Annotated in this window: 17 protein-coding genes; 12 read left to right on the plus strand and 5 right to left on the minus strand. The window is 62.4% G+C overall.

Annotated features, from left to right (window positions below; genetic code table 11):
* Positions 1-337 precede the first annotated feature (337 nt).
* Complete coding sequence (locus tag KLP40_RS16030; protein ID WP_215594854.1) at positions 338-1111, minus strand: DUF2310 family Zn-ribbon-containing protein; 774 nt, start codon at positions 1109-1111, stop codon at positions 338-340.
* A 107-nt stretch (positions 1112-1218) separates the two neighbouring features.
* Here KLP40_RS16030 and KLP40_RS16035 point away from each other — a divergent pair, with 107 nt between their 5' ends.
* The 10 genes from KLP40_RS16035 to KLP40_RS16080 all read left to right on the plus strand — a co-directional run bounded on the left by KLP40_RS16035 (position 1219) and on the right by KLP40_RS16080 (position 12278).
* Positions 1219-4350 (plus strand): PD-(D/E)XK nuclease family protein, encoded by a 3132-nt coding sequence (locus KLP40_RS16035; protein WP_215594855.1) that lies wholly within the window; start codon positions 1219-1221, stop codon positions 4348-4350.
* A gap of 47 nt (positions 4351-4397) precedes the next feature.
* Entirely contained in the window at positions 4398-5480 is a 1083-nt protein-coding gene (locus tag KLP40_RS16040; RefSeq protein WP_215594856.1) for a DUF695 domain-containing protein, read from the plus strand.
* A 102-nt stretch (positions 5481-5582) separates the two neighbouring features.
* A complete protein-coding gene (locus tag KLP40_RS16045) occupies positions 5583-6044 on the plus strand; it encodes a nucleoside deaminase (RefSeq protein ID WP_215594857.1) in 462 nt (153 codons plus the stop codon).
* Positions 6045-6175: 131 nt separating this feature from the next.
* A complete protein-coding gene (locus tag KLP40_RS16050; RefSeq protein ID WP_215594858.1) occupies positions 6176-6487 on the plus strand; it encodes a hypothetical protein in 312 nt (103 codons plus the stop codon).
* A complete protein-coding gene (locus KLP40_RS16055) occupies positions 6460-6894 on the plus strand; it encodes a hypothetical protein (RefSeq protein WP_215594859.1) in 435 nt (144 codons plus the stop codon). The genes KLP40_RS16050 and KLP40_RS16055 overlap by 28 nt, the downstream gene beginning before the upstream one ends.
* Before the next feature lie 159 nt (positions 6895-7053).
* The gene (locus tag KLP40_RS16060; protein WP_215594860.1) at positions 7054-7878 is read left to right on the plus strand and encodes a mechanosensitive ion channel family protein; all 825 of its coding nucleotides are present in this window, start codon (positions 7054-7056) and stop codon (positions 7876-7878) included.
* A 142-nt stretch (positions 7879-8020) separates the two neighbouring features.
* On the plus strand, positions 8021-9805 hold the full coding sequence (locus tag KLP40_RS16065) for a chloride channel protein (protein ID WP_215594861.1): 1785 nt from the start codon (positions 8021-8023) through the stop codon (positions 9803-9805).
* 157 nt (positions 9806-9962) lie between these two features.
* Positions 9963-10436: a ribonuclease HI gene (gene rnhA / locus KLP40_RS16070; RefSeq protein WP_215594862.1), complete on the plus strand. Its 474-nt coding sequence runs from the start codon at positions 9963-9965 to the stop codon at positions 10434-10436.
* A gap of 23 nt (positions 10437-10459) precedes the next feature.
* Positions 10460-11563, plus strand: coding sequence for an acyltransferase family protein (locus KLP40_RS16075; RefSeq protein WP_215594863.1), 1104 nt, complete (start codon positions 10460-10462; stop codon positions 11561-11563).
* Positions 11556-12278 carry a tRNA1(Val) (adenine(37)-N6)-methyltransferase gene (locus tag KLP40_RS16080; RefSeq protein ID WP_246558923.1) on the plus strand — a complete coding sequence of 241 codons (723 nt, stop codon included), beginning with the start codon at positions 11556-11558 and terminating at the stop codon, positions 12276-12278. The genes KLP40_RS16075 and KLP40_RS16080 overlap by 8 nt, the downstream gene beginning before the upstream one ends.
* Before the next feature lie 27 nt (positions 12279-12305).
* On the opposite strand, the gene KLP40_RS16085 is transcribed toward KLP40_RS16080, so the two are convergent.
* The 3 genes from KLP40_RS16085 to KLP40_RS16095 form a co-directional block, all read right to left on the minus strand.
* Positions 12306-13019, minus strand: coding sequence for an ATP-binding cassette domain-containing protein (locus KLP40_RS16085; protein ID WP_215594864.1), 714 nt, complete (start codon positions 13017-13019; stop codon positions 12306-12308).
* A 72-nt stretch (positions 13020-13091) separates the two neighbouring features.
* The gene (locus tag KLP40_RS16090) at positions 13092-14039 is read right to left on the minus strand and encodes a hypothetical protein (RefSeq protein WP_215594865.1); all 948 of its coding nucleotides are present in this window, start codon (positions 14037-14039) and stop codon (positions 13092-13094) included.
* Positions 14040-14127: 88 nt separating this feature from the next.
* Complete coding sequence (locus KLP40_RS16095; RefSeq protein WP_215594866.1) at positions 14128-15486, minus strand: saccharopine dehydrogenase C-terminal domain-containing protein; 1359 nt, start codon at positions 15484-15486, stop codon at positions 14128-14130.
* Between the two features lie 307 nt (positions 15487-15793).
* Here KLP40_RS16095 and cdd point away from each other — a divergent pair, with 307 nt between their 5' ends.
* Positions 15794-16297 carry a cytidine deaminase gene (cdd, locus tag KLP40_RS16100; RefSeq protein ID WP_215594867.1) on the plus strand — a complete coding sequence of 168 codons (504 nt, stop codon included), beginning with the start codon at positions 15794-15796 and terminating at the stop codon, positions 16295-16297.
* Positions 16298-16409: 112 nt separating this feature from the next.
* Positions 16410-17072 (plus strand): alpha/beta hydrolase, encoded by a 663-nt coding sequence (locus tag KLP40_RS16105; protein ID WP_215594868.1) that lies wholly within the window; start codon positions 16410-16412, stop codon positions 17070-17072.
* A gap of 98 nt (positions 17073-17170) precedes the next feature.
* Here the strand turns inward: KLP40_RS16105 and KLP40_RS16110 are convergent, their stop codons facing one another.
* On the minus strand, positions 17171-17917 hold the full coding sequence (locus KLP40_RS16110) for an SDR family NAD(P)-dependent oxidoreductase (protein ID WP_215594869.1): 747 nt from the start codon (positions 17915-17917) through the stop codon (positions 17171-17173).
* Positions 17918-17980 lie beyond the last annotated feature (63 nt).

Below are 17980 nucleotides of genomic sequence, written 5' to 3' on the forward strand. Positions count from 1 at the left end.
TAAATTCCGGGCTAACGTCCTCTGCATACTGCCAAGTGGTAAGTAGCTGGACTTGTTCGTTATATAGAACTACATCAGCCGCTTCCGAAGCTGATAAAACCTCCGGGGGTGGCTGGTAGCCAAATAGCTTCCGAATAGGCAGAACAACTTTTTGGTTCACCTCTTCCCAAACCATCATTATCGCACCCGCACAAAACACTACTACGGCCACCGGAATCATAAGCACGATGAACGGCAGCCCCTTCGCTATTTCCCACCAAGAAGTTGATGTCTCGGCGGGCGGCGGGATAGTGGTTTTGTAAACGGTGAAGGGCATAATCAAAGGCGAATTAATAGGTTAGTTATTGGTAGATAAGGCCGAAATCAGCCGGTCGGGGACGCATTGAAAATAGTAGCGTCCGTGCAACGATTCGGTCCGTAACCAAGGCTGCCCGCACGCCGGGCAGGGCCGCCGCTGGTCCCGGGCCACGGAAATTGCCCGGTCATTGAACAGGTAATAATACACCGGCACCCCGGTCAGGGCTTCCAGCTCGGCCGCCAGCGCCCGGCCCTCCTTGGATAAGGCGGAGCGAACATCTGATAACTGTCGGGTTGCCCACTGCTCCCCCACCGTGCAGTTGATCTGCAGACTGTCGCAGGCCCGGTAGTTGGTCTCCCAGCTCAGCAGGCGGGAAAAGGAACTCTCGCCGTCGTGCTGCAACCGGTAGAGCGGGATGCTGCCATTGCAGCCACCGCACAGCACCGGCGAGTGCAGGGTTACGAAATCGGTGTAGAGCAGATAGAAAGGGCTGCGGGCACAATGGCACACCCCGGATAGCGGCTCGGAGCCGGTGGAACCCACGCACTGAATCTGCACCGGCTGGCCCGCCAGCGCCGCCAGCCGCTCGAGGCTCCGGTTCACGTACTCGTTGTTGTAGCAGGCGGCCAGCGAATCTTCTTCCAGCGTGTAGGGTAGCGCCAGTACGCGGTTGTCGGCCAGGTACTGACTTTCCAGTTTGCCCTGCTTCTGCCCGCTCTGCCGGTAAAGGCCCATGAGGCCACCTAGTTCCTCGAACACCAACCCGGGGTCGGTGGCGGCCTGGATATCAATGGAAACTTGCTGAATAAACATCGGACATATTCAGGTTTATAAGGCGCATTTCCGGGTTTGGGCGGGTCGGGGCCGGTTTCTGAGCGAAAGGTACTGTACCTTACCGTAGATTTCCTTTCCCGCCGCGCATGCCCGCTTCCCTCCCCGACCTGCCCCTGTTCACCGCCGCCCCGCCCCGGCCGGCCGCCGTGCCCCTGCCCGATGCCACGCCCTTTCTGGCGCGCATGGCCCGGGAGCTGGTGGCCCAGTACGGCCCCACCGGCGAGCTATCGGATCTGGTGGTGGTGGTGCCCACGCGGCGGGCGGTGGTGTATCTGCAGAACGAGCTGAGTCTGGCCGCCGAGGCCGGGCAGGCGGTGTGGAGCCCCCGGGTGGCGGCCATGGAAGACTACATGGTGGAGCTGGCCGGCGTGCAGGTGGAGGAGCCCATTGCCCTGCAACTGCTGCTGTTCGAAATCCTGCGCGACATCGACCCCCACCTCGATTTCGACCAGTTCGTGGGCTGGTCGGCGCTGCTGCTCCAGGACTTCTCCAGCCTCGACCAGAACCTGGCCTCGCCCCGCAAGGTGTTCGAGTACCTGAGTCAGGCCAAGGCCCTGGAACGCTGGGACCTGGGGGCAGAATTCCAGCCCCCGACCACCACCACTGCCTACTTCCGCTTCTGGGACGACCTCGAAAAAGTGTACCGCCGCCTCCAGAAGCGCATGCGCCAGGACCGCCTGGCCTACCCCGGCCTGGCCTACCGCCTGGCCCAGCGCCGGGTGCGCGAGCGGCTCGAGGCTGGTGAGGAGCTGCCCCGCCACGTGTTCGTGGGCCTGGGCTTCCTCTCCAAGGCCGAGGAGCGCCTGATTCGGCGGCTACGTAAGGCGGGCCGGGCCGAGGTCTATTTCGACGGCGACGCCTTCTACCTGGAAGGCGGCTCGCCCAACCGCGCCGGCCAGCACCTGCGCCGCTACCACGACGTGCTGGATTTGCCCTGGGAGAACTTCGGGGGGCCGGCCGAGCTGCTGCGCCAGCTGCCCCGCACGGTGCGGCTGGTGGGCGTGGCCAACTCCTCCATGCAGGGCAAGGTGGCCGGCCAGCTCCTGGCCGAGTCGCGCCGGGCCAACCCGCGGGCCAAGGTGGCCGTGGTGCTGCCCGACGAAACCCTGCTGCTGCCCGTGCTCCACGGCCTGCCCCCGCGCGAGGTGCCCGAGTACAACGTCACGATGGGCCTCAACTTCCAGAGCACGCCCCTGTTCAACCTCGTGGATCTGCTGTTTGAAGTGCACCTGACGGGCGTGCGCGAGGGTTCCCCGGAAACGGGCTACGGCGTGCCGCGCTACCACCACGTGGCCGTGAGCAAGCTGCTCCAGCACCCGTTTCTGCGCCGCTACCAGCGCTGGCTTGACCAGCAGCCCGACCCCGCCGGCCACGGCCTGCTTGATAGGGTGTGCCGCACCATCATCCAGCGCCACGCCGTGCTGCTGCCGGCCGAGGAGCTGGTGGAAATGGGCGGCGGCCACGAGTTACTGCAGGCCCTGTTTGCCACCTGGGACAACTGCGACGACATCATCCGGGCCTGCTACACGCTCATCGACCTGCTCAAAAAGGCTTACCAGGACCAGCATTCGGCCATTGAGGCGGAGTACCTCTACCTGTTCTTTACGCTGGTCAAGCGCCTCGATTCGGTGTTCGACTGCCGGGAGCAGCGCCTGTCGGTGCGCTCGTTCCGGCGGTTTTTGTACGAGCAGATGAAGAGCACCCGCCTGCCCTTCAGCGGGGAGCCCATTGCCGACGTGCAGGTGATGGGCCTGCTCGAAACCCGGGCCCTGGATTTCGACCACGTCATTATCCTGAGCTGCAACGAGAACGTGCTGCCGGCTCCCAAGCGCCACAGCTCCCTGTTCCCCTACGACGTGCTCACCACCTTCGGTCTGCCCACCTACGCCGACCACGAGGCCGCCACCGCCCACCAGTTCTGGCGCCTGCTCCAGCGCGCCCGCCAGGTCGATTTGCTCCACATTCTGCCCGGGGCCGAGGGCACCCGCACCGGCGAGCGAAGCCGCTTTCTGCTCCAGCTCGAAAACGACCTGGCCCTCCAGAACCCCGCCCTGGAGCTGCTGGATCTGACCGTAACGACGAATGAGTTGCTAGTTGTTGGTGGTCAGTTGTCAGTTGAAGACGACGAGTTACCGACCAGCTCACCCCAAAACGAACTGACAACCAACCACCAACAACTAACAACAACCAACCACCAACTGACAACCAGCAACCAGCAACTAACAACTAACAACCAACAACTAACAACTGACCTGGTCCTCGAAAAGGATACCGGCATGCTGCTGGCGTTGCGGGAGCTGCTCATCAAGGGCCTCTCGCCCACGGCCCTCAACCAGTACCTGAGCTGCTCCCTGCAATTCTACTTCCGGCGCATTGCCCGGTTCAAGGAGAACGAGGAAGTGGAGGAAGCCCTGGGCCCCGATGGGTTCGGGACGGTGGTGCACGAGGCCCTAGAGGAGCTGCTGACGCCGTTTTCGCAGCAGCAGACGTCCCAGGCCCCGCCTCTGACCGAGTCCGACATTGCCGGTCTGGTGGCCCTGGCGCCCATTATGGTGGCCAAGGCCCTGCGCAAGGAGGAAGCCGGCCGCCACGCCCGCGCCGACGAGGGCCTCAACCACGTGCTGGGCCAGGTGGCCGGCCAGCTGGTGCGCCGCTACTTCGAGAGCCTGCGGGAGCTGGAAGGCGGCCTGCCCCTGCGCGTGCAAAGCCTCGAAGAAGCCCTCCAGACTACCGTATACGTGGCCTTATCCGACGGCGAGAAGCTGCCCGTGAGTCTGGTCGGGTTTGCCGACCGGGTAGACCAGCTGCCCGACGGTCGCCTGCGCATCGTGGATTATAAAACGGGCCTCGTGGAGAAAAGCCACCTGCAGCTGCTCAAGCGCGGCGAAGCCCCCGCCGACGCCGTGCAACGCCTGCTCACCGACGCCACCCCGGCCGCCGACAAAGTGCGGCAACTCTGGCTCTACCGCTTCCTGCTGGCCCAGCAGGGCCGCCCCGCCGCCGACGCGGCCATCATCTCCCTGCGCAACCTCGGCGCCGGCCCCATGTCGGCCGACATGAGCTTCCTCACGGCCGACGGCCAGGAGTTCGGGCGCCACAGCGAGGAGCTGCTGGGCCAGCTGGTGCGCCGCATCCTCGACCCCGCCGAACCCATCCGCAAAACCGACGACCTCGATAAGTGCCAGTACTGCGCTTACAAGGGGATTTGCGCGCGGTAAGCACTTGCGTAAACCGTACCTTCGCGCTTCCCTCTCACTTATATCCCATGTCTTCTTCCATTATGAACAGTAACCTCACGAAATCTTACCAAGACTTCTGGGTCTGGTTTCAGAAAAAAGAGAAGACGTTTTTTCTCGCATTACAAGAAGGGAAGCATATTGAGCAAGCCTTCTTCGATAAGTTGTCGCCTAAGCTAGACATAGTTAAAGAGGGGTTTTATTTTTTGGCGGGGATGGCAGACGATAAAACCGCTGAGTTGGTTTTAACCGCTGATGGTGTCATCCAAAATATTGTTTTTGTAGAAGAGCTTGTCCGCGCCGCGCCGGCTATTGCTGGGTGGAAATTTACTGCACTCAAAGCAGCCTCATACATGGATGAGGTAAATATTAAGATGGCTGGCTACACCTTCAATGTGAATAATATCAACTTCTACTCTGCTGATGACACTGCCTGCCCTGATGAGGTTAACATTATAGCCGTCCACGATGACCTGGAGGTGGAAAATACGGCTACCATCAGCAACGGCGTAGGTATCTTCTTGGATAACTACCTGGGTGAGCTAGATTTTGCGACTGAAATCGACAACGTGACGGTCATAAGCCCAAGTGATGCGCAGCAACCACTAATCCCCATTGGAAAACTGAAAGACTTTCTGGCATGGCGAAAAAAGGAGTTTACGGAACGGTACGAGGGAATTAGGCACAATACTGAAGACGACGAATACGCTAGTTTTGAAGCGGAGCTTGCCGACGACAAGCGGCTCGTTGCGGTGATGAACACCGACCTGCTGGCCTGGGATGCCAAGGCGTCTCACCCGTGGATTTTACTGGTCGAAATACCGTATGATGGGGAGCGCACCAACGGAATGCCGGATGAAGAGACGTACGAGCTATTGAATCAAATAGAGGAGAGCATCTTAACGGAGCTGAAGGATTCCGAAGGCTACCTCAATGTGGGCAGGCAAACTGCCGATGGTGTCCGGGAAATCTACTTTGCCTGCAATGATTTCCGAAAGCCCGCCAAAGTACTGTATCAGATTCAGGCGGACTATTCAACCCAACTTGCCATCAACTACGACATCTATAAGGATAAGTACTGGCAATCCTTTGCACGCTTCGCTAGCAACTAATCACACCGCGTCTTGCTACTCCCAAGCAGTTTTAAATCAACTCTAAGGGCACCAATGCTTTCCCCTTTCAGCAATACCTCATCCCTTTAAATTTCCCAGAGTATGTCAACCGCCGTTTCTGATAATGTCAAAGACGAATTCATGCAGGCCGCCATTGATGAAGCGCGCCAGGGCCGCCAGGAAGGCGGTATTCCGATTGGCTCGGTGCTCGTGCGCGACGGCAAGCTCGTGAGCCGCGGGCGCAACAAGCGCGTGCAGGAAGGCAACGCCATCAAGCACGGCGAAATGGACGCCCTGATGAACGCCGGCCGCCAGCGCACCTACCGCGACACGGTGCTTTACACCACCCTGATGCCCTGCTACATGTGCGCCGGCACCATCGTGCAGTTCAAAATCCCGAAAGTGGTGGTGGGCGAGTCGCGCACCTTCGGCGAGTCGAAAGCCTTCCTGGAAAGCCACGGCGTGGAAGTGGAGATTCTCGACCTCGACGAATGCGTGAAGATGATGGAGAGCTTCATCGAAGAAGAGCCCGAGCTCTGGAACGAGGACATTATGGAGCTGTAAGGTTAAATGTTGGAATCTGGGGAAATGCGGCTGAATGTAGCTGAATGAGAAAACGTGCGTATAGAAGAGCGGATAAGTCTACTTACCAATCCTGAAATCCGCATTCCCCCACCTTCTCCACACTCTACCTTATGCCTGATTCCAGCCCCGCCTTTGCCGCTACCAAAAAGTGCCCCCACTGTGGCCGCTGGACCGAGTGGCAGCAGCAGCCCACCGACCGGTGCCAGCACTGCGGGCAGGTACTGGAGCCGCGCCGGGCCGCCAGCGACCAAACCCGTCAGCAGCAGGCCGATGCGCCCCTGGCTCCCGTGCTGCTCATCGAAATCAAGCCCGATGATGGCCCGGTCGTGCGGTTTTTCAAGCACATCATCCGGAGCGGGCAACTGGCTTTTGCCGCCATCATGGCCTTCTTCGTGTGGCTGGTAACGGTGGCGGCCGGGTGAAACGCCTGCCGGCCGAGCTGCGCCAGCCCTTGTTCTGGACGGGAGTGGGACTATACCTGCTGGCCCTTGCCCAGAAACGCGGCGGACCGCTGCTGCACCTGAGCTGGTGGCCCACTGCGCTCAACGGCCAACTCACCGACGTGCTGACGCTGCCGCTCGAACTCACACTGCTGCTCTGGTGGATGCGACGCTACTATTTTCGACAGCCCCGGTTCGTGTTGCCGACCAGCTGGATTGTCAGCGCCTGGCTGTTTACGGCCATCTGGTTCGAGGGCATCTGGCCCCGCTTCGATGCCCGCGCCACCGCCGACCCGCTCGACGTGCTGGCCTACGCCCTGGGCGGCCTCATATTCTGGCGCTGGCTGAACCGGCCGGCACCCACCGACCCCAATCAAACCCAACCCTGAGCCCGTTTTTGCGCGTATACATGCTCATTCTGGCCCCGCCGGCACCCCGCCGACGGGGCTTTGCGTTGCCGCTGCCCGGCGCAGCTCCGGGCTAAAAAACTCCGCCAGCATTCCTGCAAACTCCTGGCTCCTAGCTCCTCACTACTACTTCCACACTACATGCTTGCCGATTTACACCGCGTTCTGACTGCCTATTGGGAACAGTTTCTGTTTATGCTTCCGAAGCTGGGGCTGGCCCTGGTGCTGCTGGCCGTGGGACTGGTAATTGCCAACCGCCTGAGCCGCCTGCTGGGCCAGCGCCTGCACCGCCGCTCCGCCGACCCGCTGCTGGCCGATTTCCTGACCCGCATCAGCCAGTGGGTACTGGGGCTGATTGCCCTGCTGGTGGCCCTGAATGTGCTCGGGTTTTCGGGCATCGTGGGCAGCCTGGTGGGAGCGGCCGGCGTCTCGGCCTTTATTGTGGGCTTTGCCTTCAAGGACATTGCCGAGAACTTTCTGGCCGGGGTGATTCTGGCCTTCAACCGGCCGTTTCGCATCGATGACACCGTGCAGATCAAGGATCAGGTGGGCCACGTGGTAGCCCTCAACCTGCGTACCACGCTCATGCGCACCTTCGACGGCAAGCATATTTTCCTGCCCAATTCGATGGTGCTCAAGGAGCCCCTCATCAACTTTACCCGCGACGGCGACCTGCGCATGGATTTCCTGGTAACGGTCGAAATCGGCCCGCAGGCCACTCCGGATGTGGCCACCGGCATCATTCTGAACTATCTGCGCACCGTGCCCGAGGTGCAGGAAGGGCTGCGCGCGCCCTACGTCAACCTGGAGAAAGCCACCGCCACTACCGCCGACCTGCGCGTCTACTGCTGGGGCGACGCCGAGGATTACCGCCGGGGCGTGCTTCAGTTCAAAAGCCGGCTCATGCAGCAGGTCAAACAGGAACTGCTCGGCGCCGGCCTCAACGTTCCTACCCTGGCAGGATAGTATCAGTTGCCAGTTGTCAGTGGTTAGTTGGTCGTTCTGGCAACTGGCAACTGGCAACTGGCAACTGGCAACTATCATCCGACCGTGTTTTTCGTTAGGTTGCGGATTCATTGCCGGGCTGCTGTCCCTCCACTGCGCGCCTATGCCACAGAATACGATTCACCGCTTGCTGCTGCCGCTCCTGCTCTGGCGCGTGCGTCACCTCAGCGACCGGGTGTACCTGATTCTGGTGAGCATTCTGGTGGGCGTGCTGGCGGGCCTGGCGGCGGTGCTGCTCAAAACCCTGGTTCACGACTCCCAGCACCTGCTCACGGCCTGGGTGCCGGCCCGGTACCAGGTGTTTACGAATTCCTTCTACCCCATCATCGGCATTGCCCTCACGGTGCTGTTTACGCGCTATTTTCTGGGCGGCAACCTCGGGCGGGGCATCGGCCCGATCATCTACAACATTGCCCGCCAGGGCAGCGTGGTACCGCGCAGCAAGCTGTTTTCCCAGCTCGTTTCGTCGTTTCTGACGGTTACGTTCGGGGGTTCGGCGGGTCTGGAGGCTCCGATTTCGGTCACGGGCTCGGCCATTGGCTCGAACACGGCCCGGGTGCTGCGCATCGGGCGGCGGGAGCGGCGCCTGCTCACCGGCTGCGGGGCCGCGGCCGGCATTGCGGCCATCTTCAACTCGCCTATTGCGGGCGTGCTGTTCGCCGTGGAAGTGCTGCTCTCGGAGCTGTCGGCCGCGTTTTTCGTACCCCTGCTCATTTCCTCGGCCACGGCCACGGTGGTTTCCAAGGCCCTGTACGCGGGCCAGCCCTTCGTGCTCATCACCACCAGCTGGCCCGTGGATGCCGTGCCGCTCTACCTCATGCTGGCCGTATTCACGGCCCTGCTGTCGGTGTACATGATCCGCGTGTACTTCTGGGCCGACGCGTACTTTGCCCACCTTACCGGCTCGCTGCGCAAGGTGGTGCTGGGCGGGCTGGCGTTGGGCGGACTGGTGTTCCTGTTTCCGCCCCTCTATGGCGAGGGCTACAACATTGTGCAGCTGCTGCTGGGCGGCCACGCTGAGCAGCTCACCAGCGGATCCTTGTTCGACGTGTTCAACGACCAGAGCGCCTGGCTGGTGCTGATAGTGGCCGGGGGCAGTATGCTGCTGAAGGTGGTGGCCACTACTATTACCATTGGCTCGGGCGGCAACGGGGGCATGTTCGGCTCCTCCCTGTTTGCGGGGGCACTGTGCGGTTTCATCTTCGCCCGCCTCATCAATCTGAGCGGCCTTTACCCGATTTCGGAGGTGCATTTCATTGTACTGGGCATGGCCGGCACCCTGGCCGGGGTGGTGCACGCCCCGCTCACGGGCATCTTCCTGATTGCCGAAATTACCGGCGGCTACGCCCTGTTCGTGCCCCTGATGGTGGTAACCTCGGGCTCCTACCTGATTACCCGTTACTTCGAACCCTACTCGGTGTACACCCGCAAGCTGGTGCAGAAGGGCGTACACGTCAACCAGGACCGCGACCGGAGCCTGCTGGCCCGCCTCGATGTGCGCACCCTGCTCCAGACCGATTTCTTGGCCGTGGGCCCCGATGATACGCTGGGCGAGCTGGTGAACACCTTCCGCCACGCCTCCCGCAACCTGTTTCCGGTGGTGGACGCCGAGGGCTACCTGCACGGCATCGTGAGCCTGGACACCGTCCGCGACGCCCTCTTCGACGACGAGCACTACACCACGACCCGCGTGCGCGACCTCATGGACGAGCCCCTGGCCGTCGTCCGTCCCGACGATACCCTGCTCGACACGCTGCGCTGCATGGAGCAGCTGGGCGCCTGGGCCCTGCCCGTGCTCGACCTGGAAGACCGTTACCTGGGTTTTCTGCTCAAGTCCACCATCCTGGCCAACTACCGCCGCCAGCTCATCAAGGATAGCGGGGAATAATAGGCGAATGTGGGTTGAATGTGGGTTGAATGTGGACAATATGCGGAATGTGGCGAATTCAAGTTGGATGATGCCGTAATTTGCGGGCGCCACCTTCGTGACCGGGCCCAACAGTTCGCACATTCGTCCTCATTTTTCACATTCCGCACCTTACAATTTGATTTACCTGTTCACCGACGGCTCCTCGCGAGGCAATCCCGGGCCGGGCGGCTACGGGGCCCTGCTGCGCTTCGGCTCCCACGAGAAGGAGCTGACCCAGGGCTTCCGCCTCACCACCAACAACCGCATGGAGCTGCTGGCCGTGATTGTGGGCCTGGAATCCATCAACCGCCCCGAGCTGCCCATCACCGTTGTCACCGATTCGCGCTACGTGGTGGACGCGGTGGAGAAGCGCTGGGTGTTCGGCTGGGCCAAAAAGGCCGATTTCGGCAAGAAGGCCAACGAGGACCTGTGGCGGCGCTTTATAAAAGTGCACCAGCAGCGCACGGTGCAGTTCCGCTGGGTGCGCGGCCACAACGGCCACCCCGAAAACGAGCGGTGCGACCAGCTGGCCGTATCCAGCGCCACCCGCGGCCCGTTGCTGATTGATGAGGGCTATGAGCTAATCGAGTCTAAGCGGCCCAGAAATTAACTTCCTGCTTCTATAATCCGCTAATGAAATCCTATTACGGTGCCCTCACGGGCTTGCGTGCCATTGCCGCATTTATGGTGTATCTGCACCACTACAACCCCGGCATGCTTTTATTCAACAATGTATTACTGGAAGATATATGCAAGGAGTTGCACGTAGGGGTTACCATCTTTTTTACGCTTAGCGGATTTTTAATTGCCACACGTTATCTGAATGATGCCACTTTGAATTTTTCTTACGTCAAAAAATACCTAATCAATCGATTTGCACGGGTTTATCCTCTTTATTTCATCCTCACCACCTGCATTTTTGGATATTATCTGATTCATGACACCAGCTCTAAAGTATTTTATGAGTACCTGCTAAACATCAGTTTTCTGAAGGGATTTTCCTGGCAATACTTAGGCACTGGCATTCAGCAAAGCTGGTCGCTGACGGTGGAAGAATGCTTCTATCTGTTTGCGTTGTTCTTTTTCGTTGGGTTGAAGGTGGGACCTGGCAGTAAAACCGCAACCTGGATTGCTACGGTGGTTGCTCTGCCCGCTACCGGCCTGCTGCTCATGCACCTGTGTCAGTTCCTGGGTCTTCCTTTTTTCGAAAATATTCAACTGATTGTCTCCTATACTTTCTTCGGGCGATTTACAGAATTTTTAATGGGCATTGGCGCGGCCATTATACTGAAGAAAATCAATACAATATCCCGACTACCCTGGTTTACTTATGCCGGAACTATCTTCTTTGCCCTTGGAATTTACTTTTTATTTAGAATAAAATACATTTACGGCGAATCTTTCGGCATACACCACTCATTGGGAATGATTGTTAACAACTTATATCTTCCCATCTTCATATCCCTGTCGATTATCGGACTAGTCAGAGAAAAGACACTCCTTTCGGCCCTTTTGAGTTCCCGGTTTTTTTCTTTACTCGGCCGAAGCTCTTATGCCTTTTATCTCATTCATATGGGGCATGTCCATGCGTTATTTAGCCCTTATTTTGATGAAAATACGTTGACCGGCGCGGTTCTCGTATTCGTTATGCTCGTTGTTCTTTCCATTATCCTATACAAATTTATTGAGGAGCCTCTCAACAAGCTGATTCGCTCTCGGCAAGTATCTCTTGGCTAATTCCTACTTCCAATTCAAGCAGTTCCGCGTGGAGCAGGCCGGGTGCGCCATGAAGGTGAGCACCGATGCCTGCGTACTGGGCGCAGTAGCCGCCCTGGAATCGGCCGGGCGTATTCTGGACGTTGGAACTGGTACCGGGTTGCTGGCCCTTATGGCGGCCCAGCGCAACCCCACTGCCCGCATCGAGGCCGTGGAGGTGGAGCAAGCGGCGGCGGCCCAGGCGGCGGCCAACTTCGGGGCCAGTCCCTGGGCCGAGCGGCTCACCCTGCATGCGGGCGCTTTGGCCGACTTCGCTGCCACCAGGCCTGCGCCCTTCGACCACATTATCTGCAACCCGCCCTTTTTCCGCCACTCCCTGCGCTCCCCCGACGCGCGCCGCACCACCGCCCGCCACGCCGCCGACGACACGCTCAGCTTCGCGGAGCTGGCCCGGTTCGGGGCCGGTTTCCTGGCGCCTGAAGGCCGGCTCACGGTGCTGCTGCCCCCGCCCGAGATGCGGGAATTTGAGCGCGAAGCGGCCCGCGCGGGCCTCTGGCCCCGCACCCGGCTGGTGCTCCACCACCGCGCCGCCAGCAAGCCCCTGCGCCAGATCACGGCTTTCGGGCGGGTGCCCGGCCCGGTTACCGAAACGGTCTGCTTCCTGCGCCAACCCGATTCGGAAGCCTATTCTGTCTGGTTTCGGCAGCAGTTGGCTCCCTTTTACCTGGCGCTGTAAGCCGCGTCGGGTTGCCTCGTCAGGGTGTCAGGGCCCCGGCGGCTCTTCGGGCAGCAGCTGGTCCAGCTGACCCAGCTTGTGCTCGTGGAGCTGACCGAGCAAATCAGCGGGCAGGCGGGCGAAGTCGGTGGCCGGGTAGTGGCGCCGCACCCGGCCGTCGGCCAGCACCGTTATTTCGTCGCAGAGCTCCGTGAGCGAGCCCAGCAGGTGGGATGTGAGCAGCAGGCCGGTGCCCTGCCGGCGCAGGCGACGCAGCATTTCCATCAGCAGCAGGTTGGCGCTCAGATCGAGGCCGTTGAAGGGCTCATCGAGAATGAGGTAACGAAAGTCCTGAACCAGCAGGGCCAGTAGCGCCAGTTTTTTGCGCATCCCGGCCGAGTACTCCTCGGCGTACTGGTCGAGGGGCAGTTCCAGCAGCTCGTTCCAGCCTTCCAGATCCGGAACCGGCCGCTGGCGGGCCTGCAGGCAGAACGCCACGTACTCGCGGCCCGTGATGCGGGGGTAGAAGTAGGGCTCGTAAGGCAGCAGGCCGGTACACTGCCGGATGGGCCGGCCGCTGGTTTCGCGCACCGTACCCTGGTAATCGGCGTGCAGGCCGTAGAGGCAGTGAAGCAGGGTGGTTTTGCCCGCCCCGTTGGCCCCCACCAGCCCGTGCAGGGTGCCGGGCCGCAGCTCCAGGTCGACGCTGTGCAGCACCGTTTGCGCCCCGAAACGCTTTCCTAAGCCTTCGATTACCAGCATGTTTCGTTTCGCATAACGTCCTGTTCCCGGTTTGATTTTACGGGCCGGTCAGTGCCGACTACCAGCCCGTTCTCATTCCTGGCGATACTGCGCCAGCTGACTCCGGCTCTTTGCCAGCAGCCCCAGGAAGCAGGCCAGCAGCAGGGCCAGGTAGGCGGGGTTGCTGCCCAGGATGCTCAGGCCTACTACTACGGCCCCGGCCTGGGTGAGGCGGGAAAGCGTGGCGTGGGGGTAAAAGGCGTACTTGGCCAGCACCAACATCGTCAGGACCAGGGCGCTCCAGAGCAGCAGCGCGGCCGTGCCCCCAGCTTCGGCCGGCCCCAGCGCCAGCACGGCTGCCAGCGGGGCCACCGTGAGGCCGAAATACAGCAATGCCCACCCCACCCGCCCGCGCAGCCAGCTACCCGGACTCCGCAGCACCGGCAGCAGCCAGCTCCAGGGCTCGGCGGGACCGTAGGTTTCGAGCGTGAGCAGCAGCCAGCCTACCACTGCCACGGCCGGGCCGGTACTGCCCTGGCGCGTGGCCGCCGCCACCCCCAGCAGCCCCAGCCAGGCCAGGCCCAGCCAGGGGCGCTGGCCCGCACTCACCCACTCAAAGGCCACGCTCCGAAACAACCCATTCCGACGCAACTGACTCGCCGGTGCCGGCGCCCGGGGCAGCAGGGCCACGGCCGCGGCCAGCAGCACCGTCAGCAGTGCGGGGGCAAGCCGACCGAGGGCCAGCACCACCAGTGCCGGCAGCAGGGCCAGCAGCGCATATTCCGCCGCCAGCCAGCCCCGGAACTCCGGGGTGGTCAGGTGCAGAAAGAGTAAATCGGGCCGGCGGCGGTGCCGGCTCAGCAGCAGCAGGGCCACCGCCCCGGGCACCACCCAGACCAGGGCGGGGCGGGTGGCGGCCGTGACCAGGGCCTTGCCCAGTCCCAGCCCCAGCAAGCTCCCCAGGGCCAGCAGCCGCGCCCAGCCCAGCTCGCGCAGCTGCCGGCCCAGCAGCCGCGCCCGTAACCGGAGGTAGTGTTTCATGCGGGCTTTCGTTTTGCCGCTCAACGCGGCCGGCCCACCCGATATTGCCCGGGTAGGCCGGCCGTGCAGCGTGGCGAAACCACTGGCCTTAGCCGGCCGGTACCGGCGCGTCTTCCTCCACGAAGGCAATACCGTAGTCGGCGGCCAGCTCGTCCAGCACGGGCTCGTACACCTCGGGCAGGGTTGGGATGACCACGCCGCGCCGGGTCAGCTCCCCCCGCAGCAGGCGGCGCACCGAGATGCCCAGCGGCAGGCCCACCGTTTTGGCCATGGCCGTGTGCACGGCATCGTCGCCCAGCACCACCAGCGAGGAAGTAGCCGCGTGCCGCCGCCCGGCCAGCTCGTACTCGAACTGGTGCTGCATCACAATCATGTCGCGGTCGTGGGGCTGGAGGGCCCATTTTTCGGTGAGCAGGCGCTCCAGCAGCTGGGCGGGGGTGGCGTTGGCCAGGCCCACCGGCGTCTCGCCGAACAGGCCCAGCCAGCTCAGGTGCTGCATCTCGTCTGCGTCCGGGGCCAGGCCGAGGTGGTCGGCCACGCGGCGGGTCAGGGGCTGGTCGGGCGTGGCCGGGCGGGGCAGGTAGGCTTCCACCAGCTCCCGCCAGGTGAGGTCAGGACCGTTATCGAGCTGTACGGCGTCATCGGTAAAGCCCAGGCGCACCAGAGCGTGCCAGCCGGCGCAGTAGCCCGGCCGGCGCAGGGTACCGCGCAAAATGGTCGGAATTTCCTCCAGTCCGTAGGGGGCGCGGTAGCTCAGGGAGTCGCGGTTGGCGTAGCCCTCAAATTCCCCGAAGCCGGGCACCACCAGCGTTTCGGTGCGGGCGAATAGTTGCTGGTACGGGATGAAGCGCAGGTGGCCGCCGTCCAGGAACTTGGCCGTGCCCTGCCCCGCCAGCACCACGTTGCGCGGGTTCCAGGTAAACTTGTAGCGCCAGGGGTTACCGCCCTCCGAATCGGGGGCCAGCAGGCCGCCGCAGTAGGATTTGAACGACGTCAGCCGCCCACCCCGGGTCCGGATATCGGCCAGCACGCGCATGGCTGACATGTGGTCGAGGCCCGGATCCAGGCCCGATTCCATGAGCAGGGTCAGGCCCGCGGCCCGGGCGTCGGCATCCAGCGCCCGGATTTCCTCGCTCACGTAGCTGGCCGTGGCCAGGTGGCGACCGTGGCGCACGCAGGCCCGGGCCACGCGGCCGTGAAACAGCGCCGGCAGCATCGAAATAACCACGTCGGCCTGGGGCACCAGCTCCTCCAGCCGGGCCTCATCGTGCACATCGAAGGGCACGGCGCGGGCGTACTGGGTGTGGGCCGCCAGCACGGGCACCAGATGGGCCGGCTGCACGTCGGCCACGGTCAGCTGCCAGCCTTCCAGGGGGGCGTAGCGGAGCAGGTATTGAATCAGGGACGAGGCCGAGCGGCCCGCCCCCAGCAGCAGAATTCGGGACATGGGAAAGCAGTGGGTGGGGCGGCAAGTTAAGGATTGGCTGGTTGGATGGGGAAATTGCTGGATGGGTGAATGGGTGAATGGGTTGATATGTAGGTGAACTGTCATCCTGAGCAGAGCGAAGGACCTTATCCCGTTTGCCCGAGTCGGTTCAACACTTTCGTTCAGAGGTGACAAAGTCTTTCGCTTCACTCAGGATGACAGTTCACCCATTCACCCATTCAACCATCCGGCAAAAAAATTGTACATTGACCGCCCCTTTTCACTCTCCCGGGGCCGCGTGTCGGTGCCGGGTCGTTCTTTGCCCTTCATGGCCCACCCCCTTCACCTGACCATCACCGTTGACGTGGTGGCCTCCGAAGCTGACCTTACGCCCGTTGAGGCGGCTACCTGGCAGGCTGCCCGCGCCGCCACCGACCACGCGTATGCCCCCTACTCCCACTTTCACGTGGGCTCGGTTCTGCTGCTCGACGACGGCACCTACTTCCAGGGCACCAACCAGGAAAACGCTGCCTTCCCCTCCGGCCTGTGCGCCGAGCGTACGGCCCTGTTCGGACTGGCCGTTTCGCAGCCCGAGCGGCGCATCCTGGGCATGGCCATTGCCGCCCGCCCCGCCGACGGCGCGTTCGTGCCCGTGACGCCCTGCGGGGCCTGCCGCCAGGTAATGGCCGAGTACGAGCACCGCCAGCAGCAGGCCATTCCGCTGCTGCTGCCCGGCCCCAACGGCTCCATTTACCGCTTCCGCTCCCTCTCCGACCTGCTGCCCTTCGGCTTCACCGCCGACGACCTGCCGCAAGGTGAAATAGTGAGATAGTGAAATGGTGAGTTTGACGTTCGATGGTCCTGCTTGCGCAAGCAGCGCCGACTAGGCCCTGGAACATCAACCTCACCACCTCAACCATCTCACCACCTCATTATTTCAACGCATGGAGCATCAGATAGCCGTGACGCGCACGGCGCGCTATTCCCAGTTGGGCGAACTGTCGGCGGCTACCCGGCGGGTGTGGTTTGTGGCCCACGGCTACGGGCAGCTGGCGGCGTATTTTATCCGCCACTTCGCCCACCTCACCGCCCAGGACCCCACGCTGGTCATCATTGCTCCCGAGGGCCTTTCGCGGTTTTATCTGCAGGGCACCGGGGGCCGGGTGGGCGCCACCTGGATGACCCGGGAAGACCGCTTGGCCGAAATAGACGACTACGTATCCTACCTCAACCAGCTGGCCACCACGCTGCTGCCCCGGGCCGCACCTGAGGCGGCCGTCACGGTGCTGGGCTTTTCCCAGGGCGCGGCCACCGTCAGCCGCTGGCTGGCCCGGGCCCCGTTCCGGCCGGCTCACCTCATCCTCTGGGCCGGCGCCTTCCCCCCCGACATGGATTTCCCTGTGGCCACCCGCCTGCTGCGCAGACTGCCCGTCACGCTCGTCTGCGGCACCGAGGATGAGTTTATCACCGACGAGGCCCTGGGCCAGCAACAGGCGTTTCTGCGCCAGCTGGGCGTTGCGGCCGAACTGGTGCGCTTCGCCGGCACCCACACGCTCCACCGCGAAACCCTCACGGCCCTGGCCGATGTCCCGCTCTCCGGATTCTGACGCAACCGGCCCCCGGCGCGGCACCCGGGTTCGGGGCGCCACGCCGGGGGCCGGATACGAAAGCGGTGCCATCGGTTTACCGCCGGGCCAGTCCGGGCTTATTGCTTGCGGATGGTGGTAGCGGATGCCTGGGCAGCAGGCAGGATCAGCACCTCAGCAATATTCACGTGGGCCGGGCGCGTGACCATGAAGGCAATAACCTCGGCAACGTCCTGGGCTTTCAGGGGGTCGAAGCCCTTGTACACGCTGGCTGCCCGCTCCGTGTCGCCCTTGAAGCGGACCTCGGAGAATTCGGTTTCCACTGCGCCCGGGTTCACCTCGGCCACCCGGATATGGTGGGGCAGCAGATCCAGCCGCATGCCCTGGGTCAGGGCCGCCACGGCCGCTTTGGAGGCGCAGTACACGTTCCCGTTGGCGTAGGTTTCGTGGCCCGCAATGGAACCGATGTTGATGATGTGGCCGGTGTTGCGGCGCGTCATGGCGGGCAGCACGGCGCGGCTCACGTAGAGCAGGCCCTTTACGTTGCCGTCCAGCATATCGTCCCAGTCCTGGGGGTCGCCGCTCTGAATGGGAGCCAGCCCGTGGGCGTTGCCGGCGTTGTTGATGAGCACATCTACGTCCTGGAACGCGGCGGGCAGGCTTTGCACGGCCGCATCCACGGCGGCCCGGTCGCGCACGTCGAAGGTGAGCAGGTGAGTAGGCACTGCGCTCAGCTCGCGGGTCAGCTCTTCCAGCCGTTCCCGCCGCCGCCCGGCCAGTATCAGCTGGTAGCCGGCCTGGGCCAGCGCCACTGCCGTCGCCCGCCCGATACCCGAGGAAGCACCCGTAATGAAAGCCGTTTTCATGTTATGTCAGCTGTTAACGTACAGAAGGTAACCGCATAAGGCCGAAGCTGAACGCACGAAAGC

It is taken from the genome of Hymenobacter piscis (assembly GCF_018760735.1).
Taxonomy (GTDB): domain Bacteria; phylum Bacteroidota; class Bacteroidia; order Cytophagales; family Hymenobacteraceae; genus Hymenobacter; species Hymenobacter piscis.

Bases quoted from the DNA above. Each gene is read 5' to 3' on its own strand.
- KLP40_RS16110 (WP_215594869.1), bottom strand. From the start codon at position 17,917: ATGAAAACGGCTTTCATTACGGGTGCTTCCTCGGGTATCGGGCGGGCG.
- KLP40_RS16105 (WP_215594868.1), top strand. From the start codon at position 16,410: ATGGAGCATCAGATAGCCGTGACGCGCACGGCGCGCTATTCCCAGTTG.
- cdd (WP_215594867.1), top strand. From the start codon at position 15,794: ATGGCCCACCCCCTTCACCTGACCATCACCGTTGACGTGGTGGCCTCC.
- KLP40_RS16085 (WP_215594864.1), bottom strand. From the start codon at position 13,019: ATGCTGGTAATCGAAGGCTTAGGAAAGCGTTTCGGGGCGCAAACGGTG.
- KLP40_RS16060 (WP_215594860.1), top strand. From the start codon at position 7,054: ATGCTTGCCGATTTACACCGCGTTCTGACTGCCTATTGGGAACAGTTT.
- KLP40_RS16075 (WP_215594863.1), top strand. From the start codon at position 10,460: ATGAAATCCTATTACGGTGCCCTCACGGGCTTGCGTGCCATTGCCGCA.
- KLP40_RS16090 (WP_215594865.1), bottom strand. From the start codon at position 14,039: ATGAAACACTACCTCCGGTTACGGGCGCGGCTGCTGGGCCGGCAGCTG.
- KLP40_RS16040 (WP_215594856.1), top strand. From the start codon at position 4,398: ATGTCTTCTTCCATTATGAACAGTAACCTCACGAAATCTTACCAAGAC.
- KLP40_RS16035 (WP_215594855.1), top strand. From the start codon at position 1,219: ATGCCCGCTTCCCTCCCCGACCTGCCCCTGTTCACCGCCGCCCCGCCC.
- KLP40_RS16095 (WP_215594866.1), bottom strand. From the start codon at position 15,486: ATGTCCCGAATTCTGCTGCTGGGGGCGGGCCGCTCGGCCTCGTCCCTG.
- KLP40_RS16050 (WP_215594858.1), top strand. From the start codon at position 6,176: ATGCCTGATTCCAGCCCCGCCTTTGCCGCTACCAAAAAGTGCCCCCAC.
- KLP40_RS16065 (WP_215594861.1), top strand. From the start codon at position 8,021: ATGCCACAGAATACGATTCACCGCTTGCTGCTGCCGCTCCTGCTCTGG.
- KLP40_RS16045 (WP_215594857.1), top strand. From the start codon at position 5,583: ATGTCAACCGCCGTTTCTGATAATGTCAAAGACGAATTCATGCAGGCC.
- KLP40_RS16030 (WP_215594854.1), bottom strand. From the start codon at position 1,111: ATGTTTATTCAGCAAGTTTCCATTGATATCCAGGCCGCCACCGACCCC.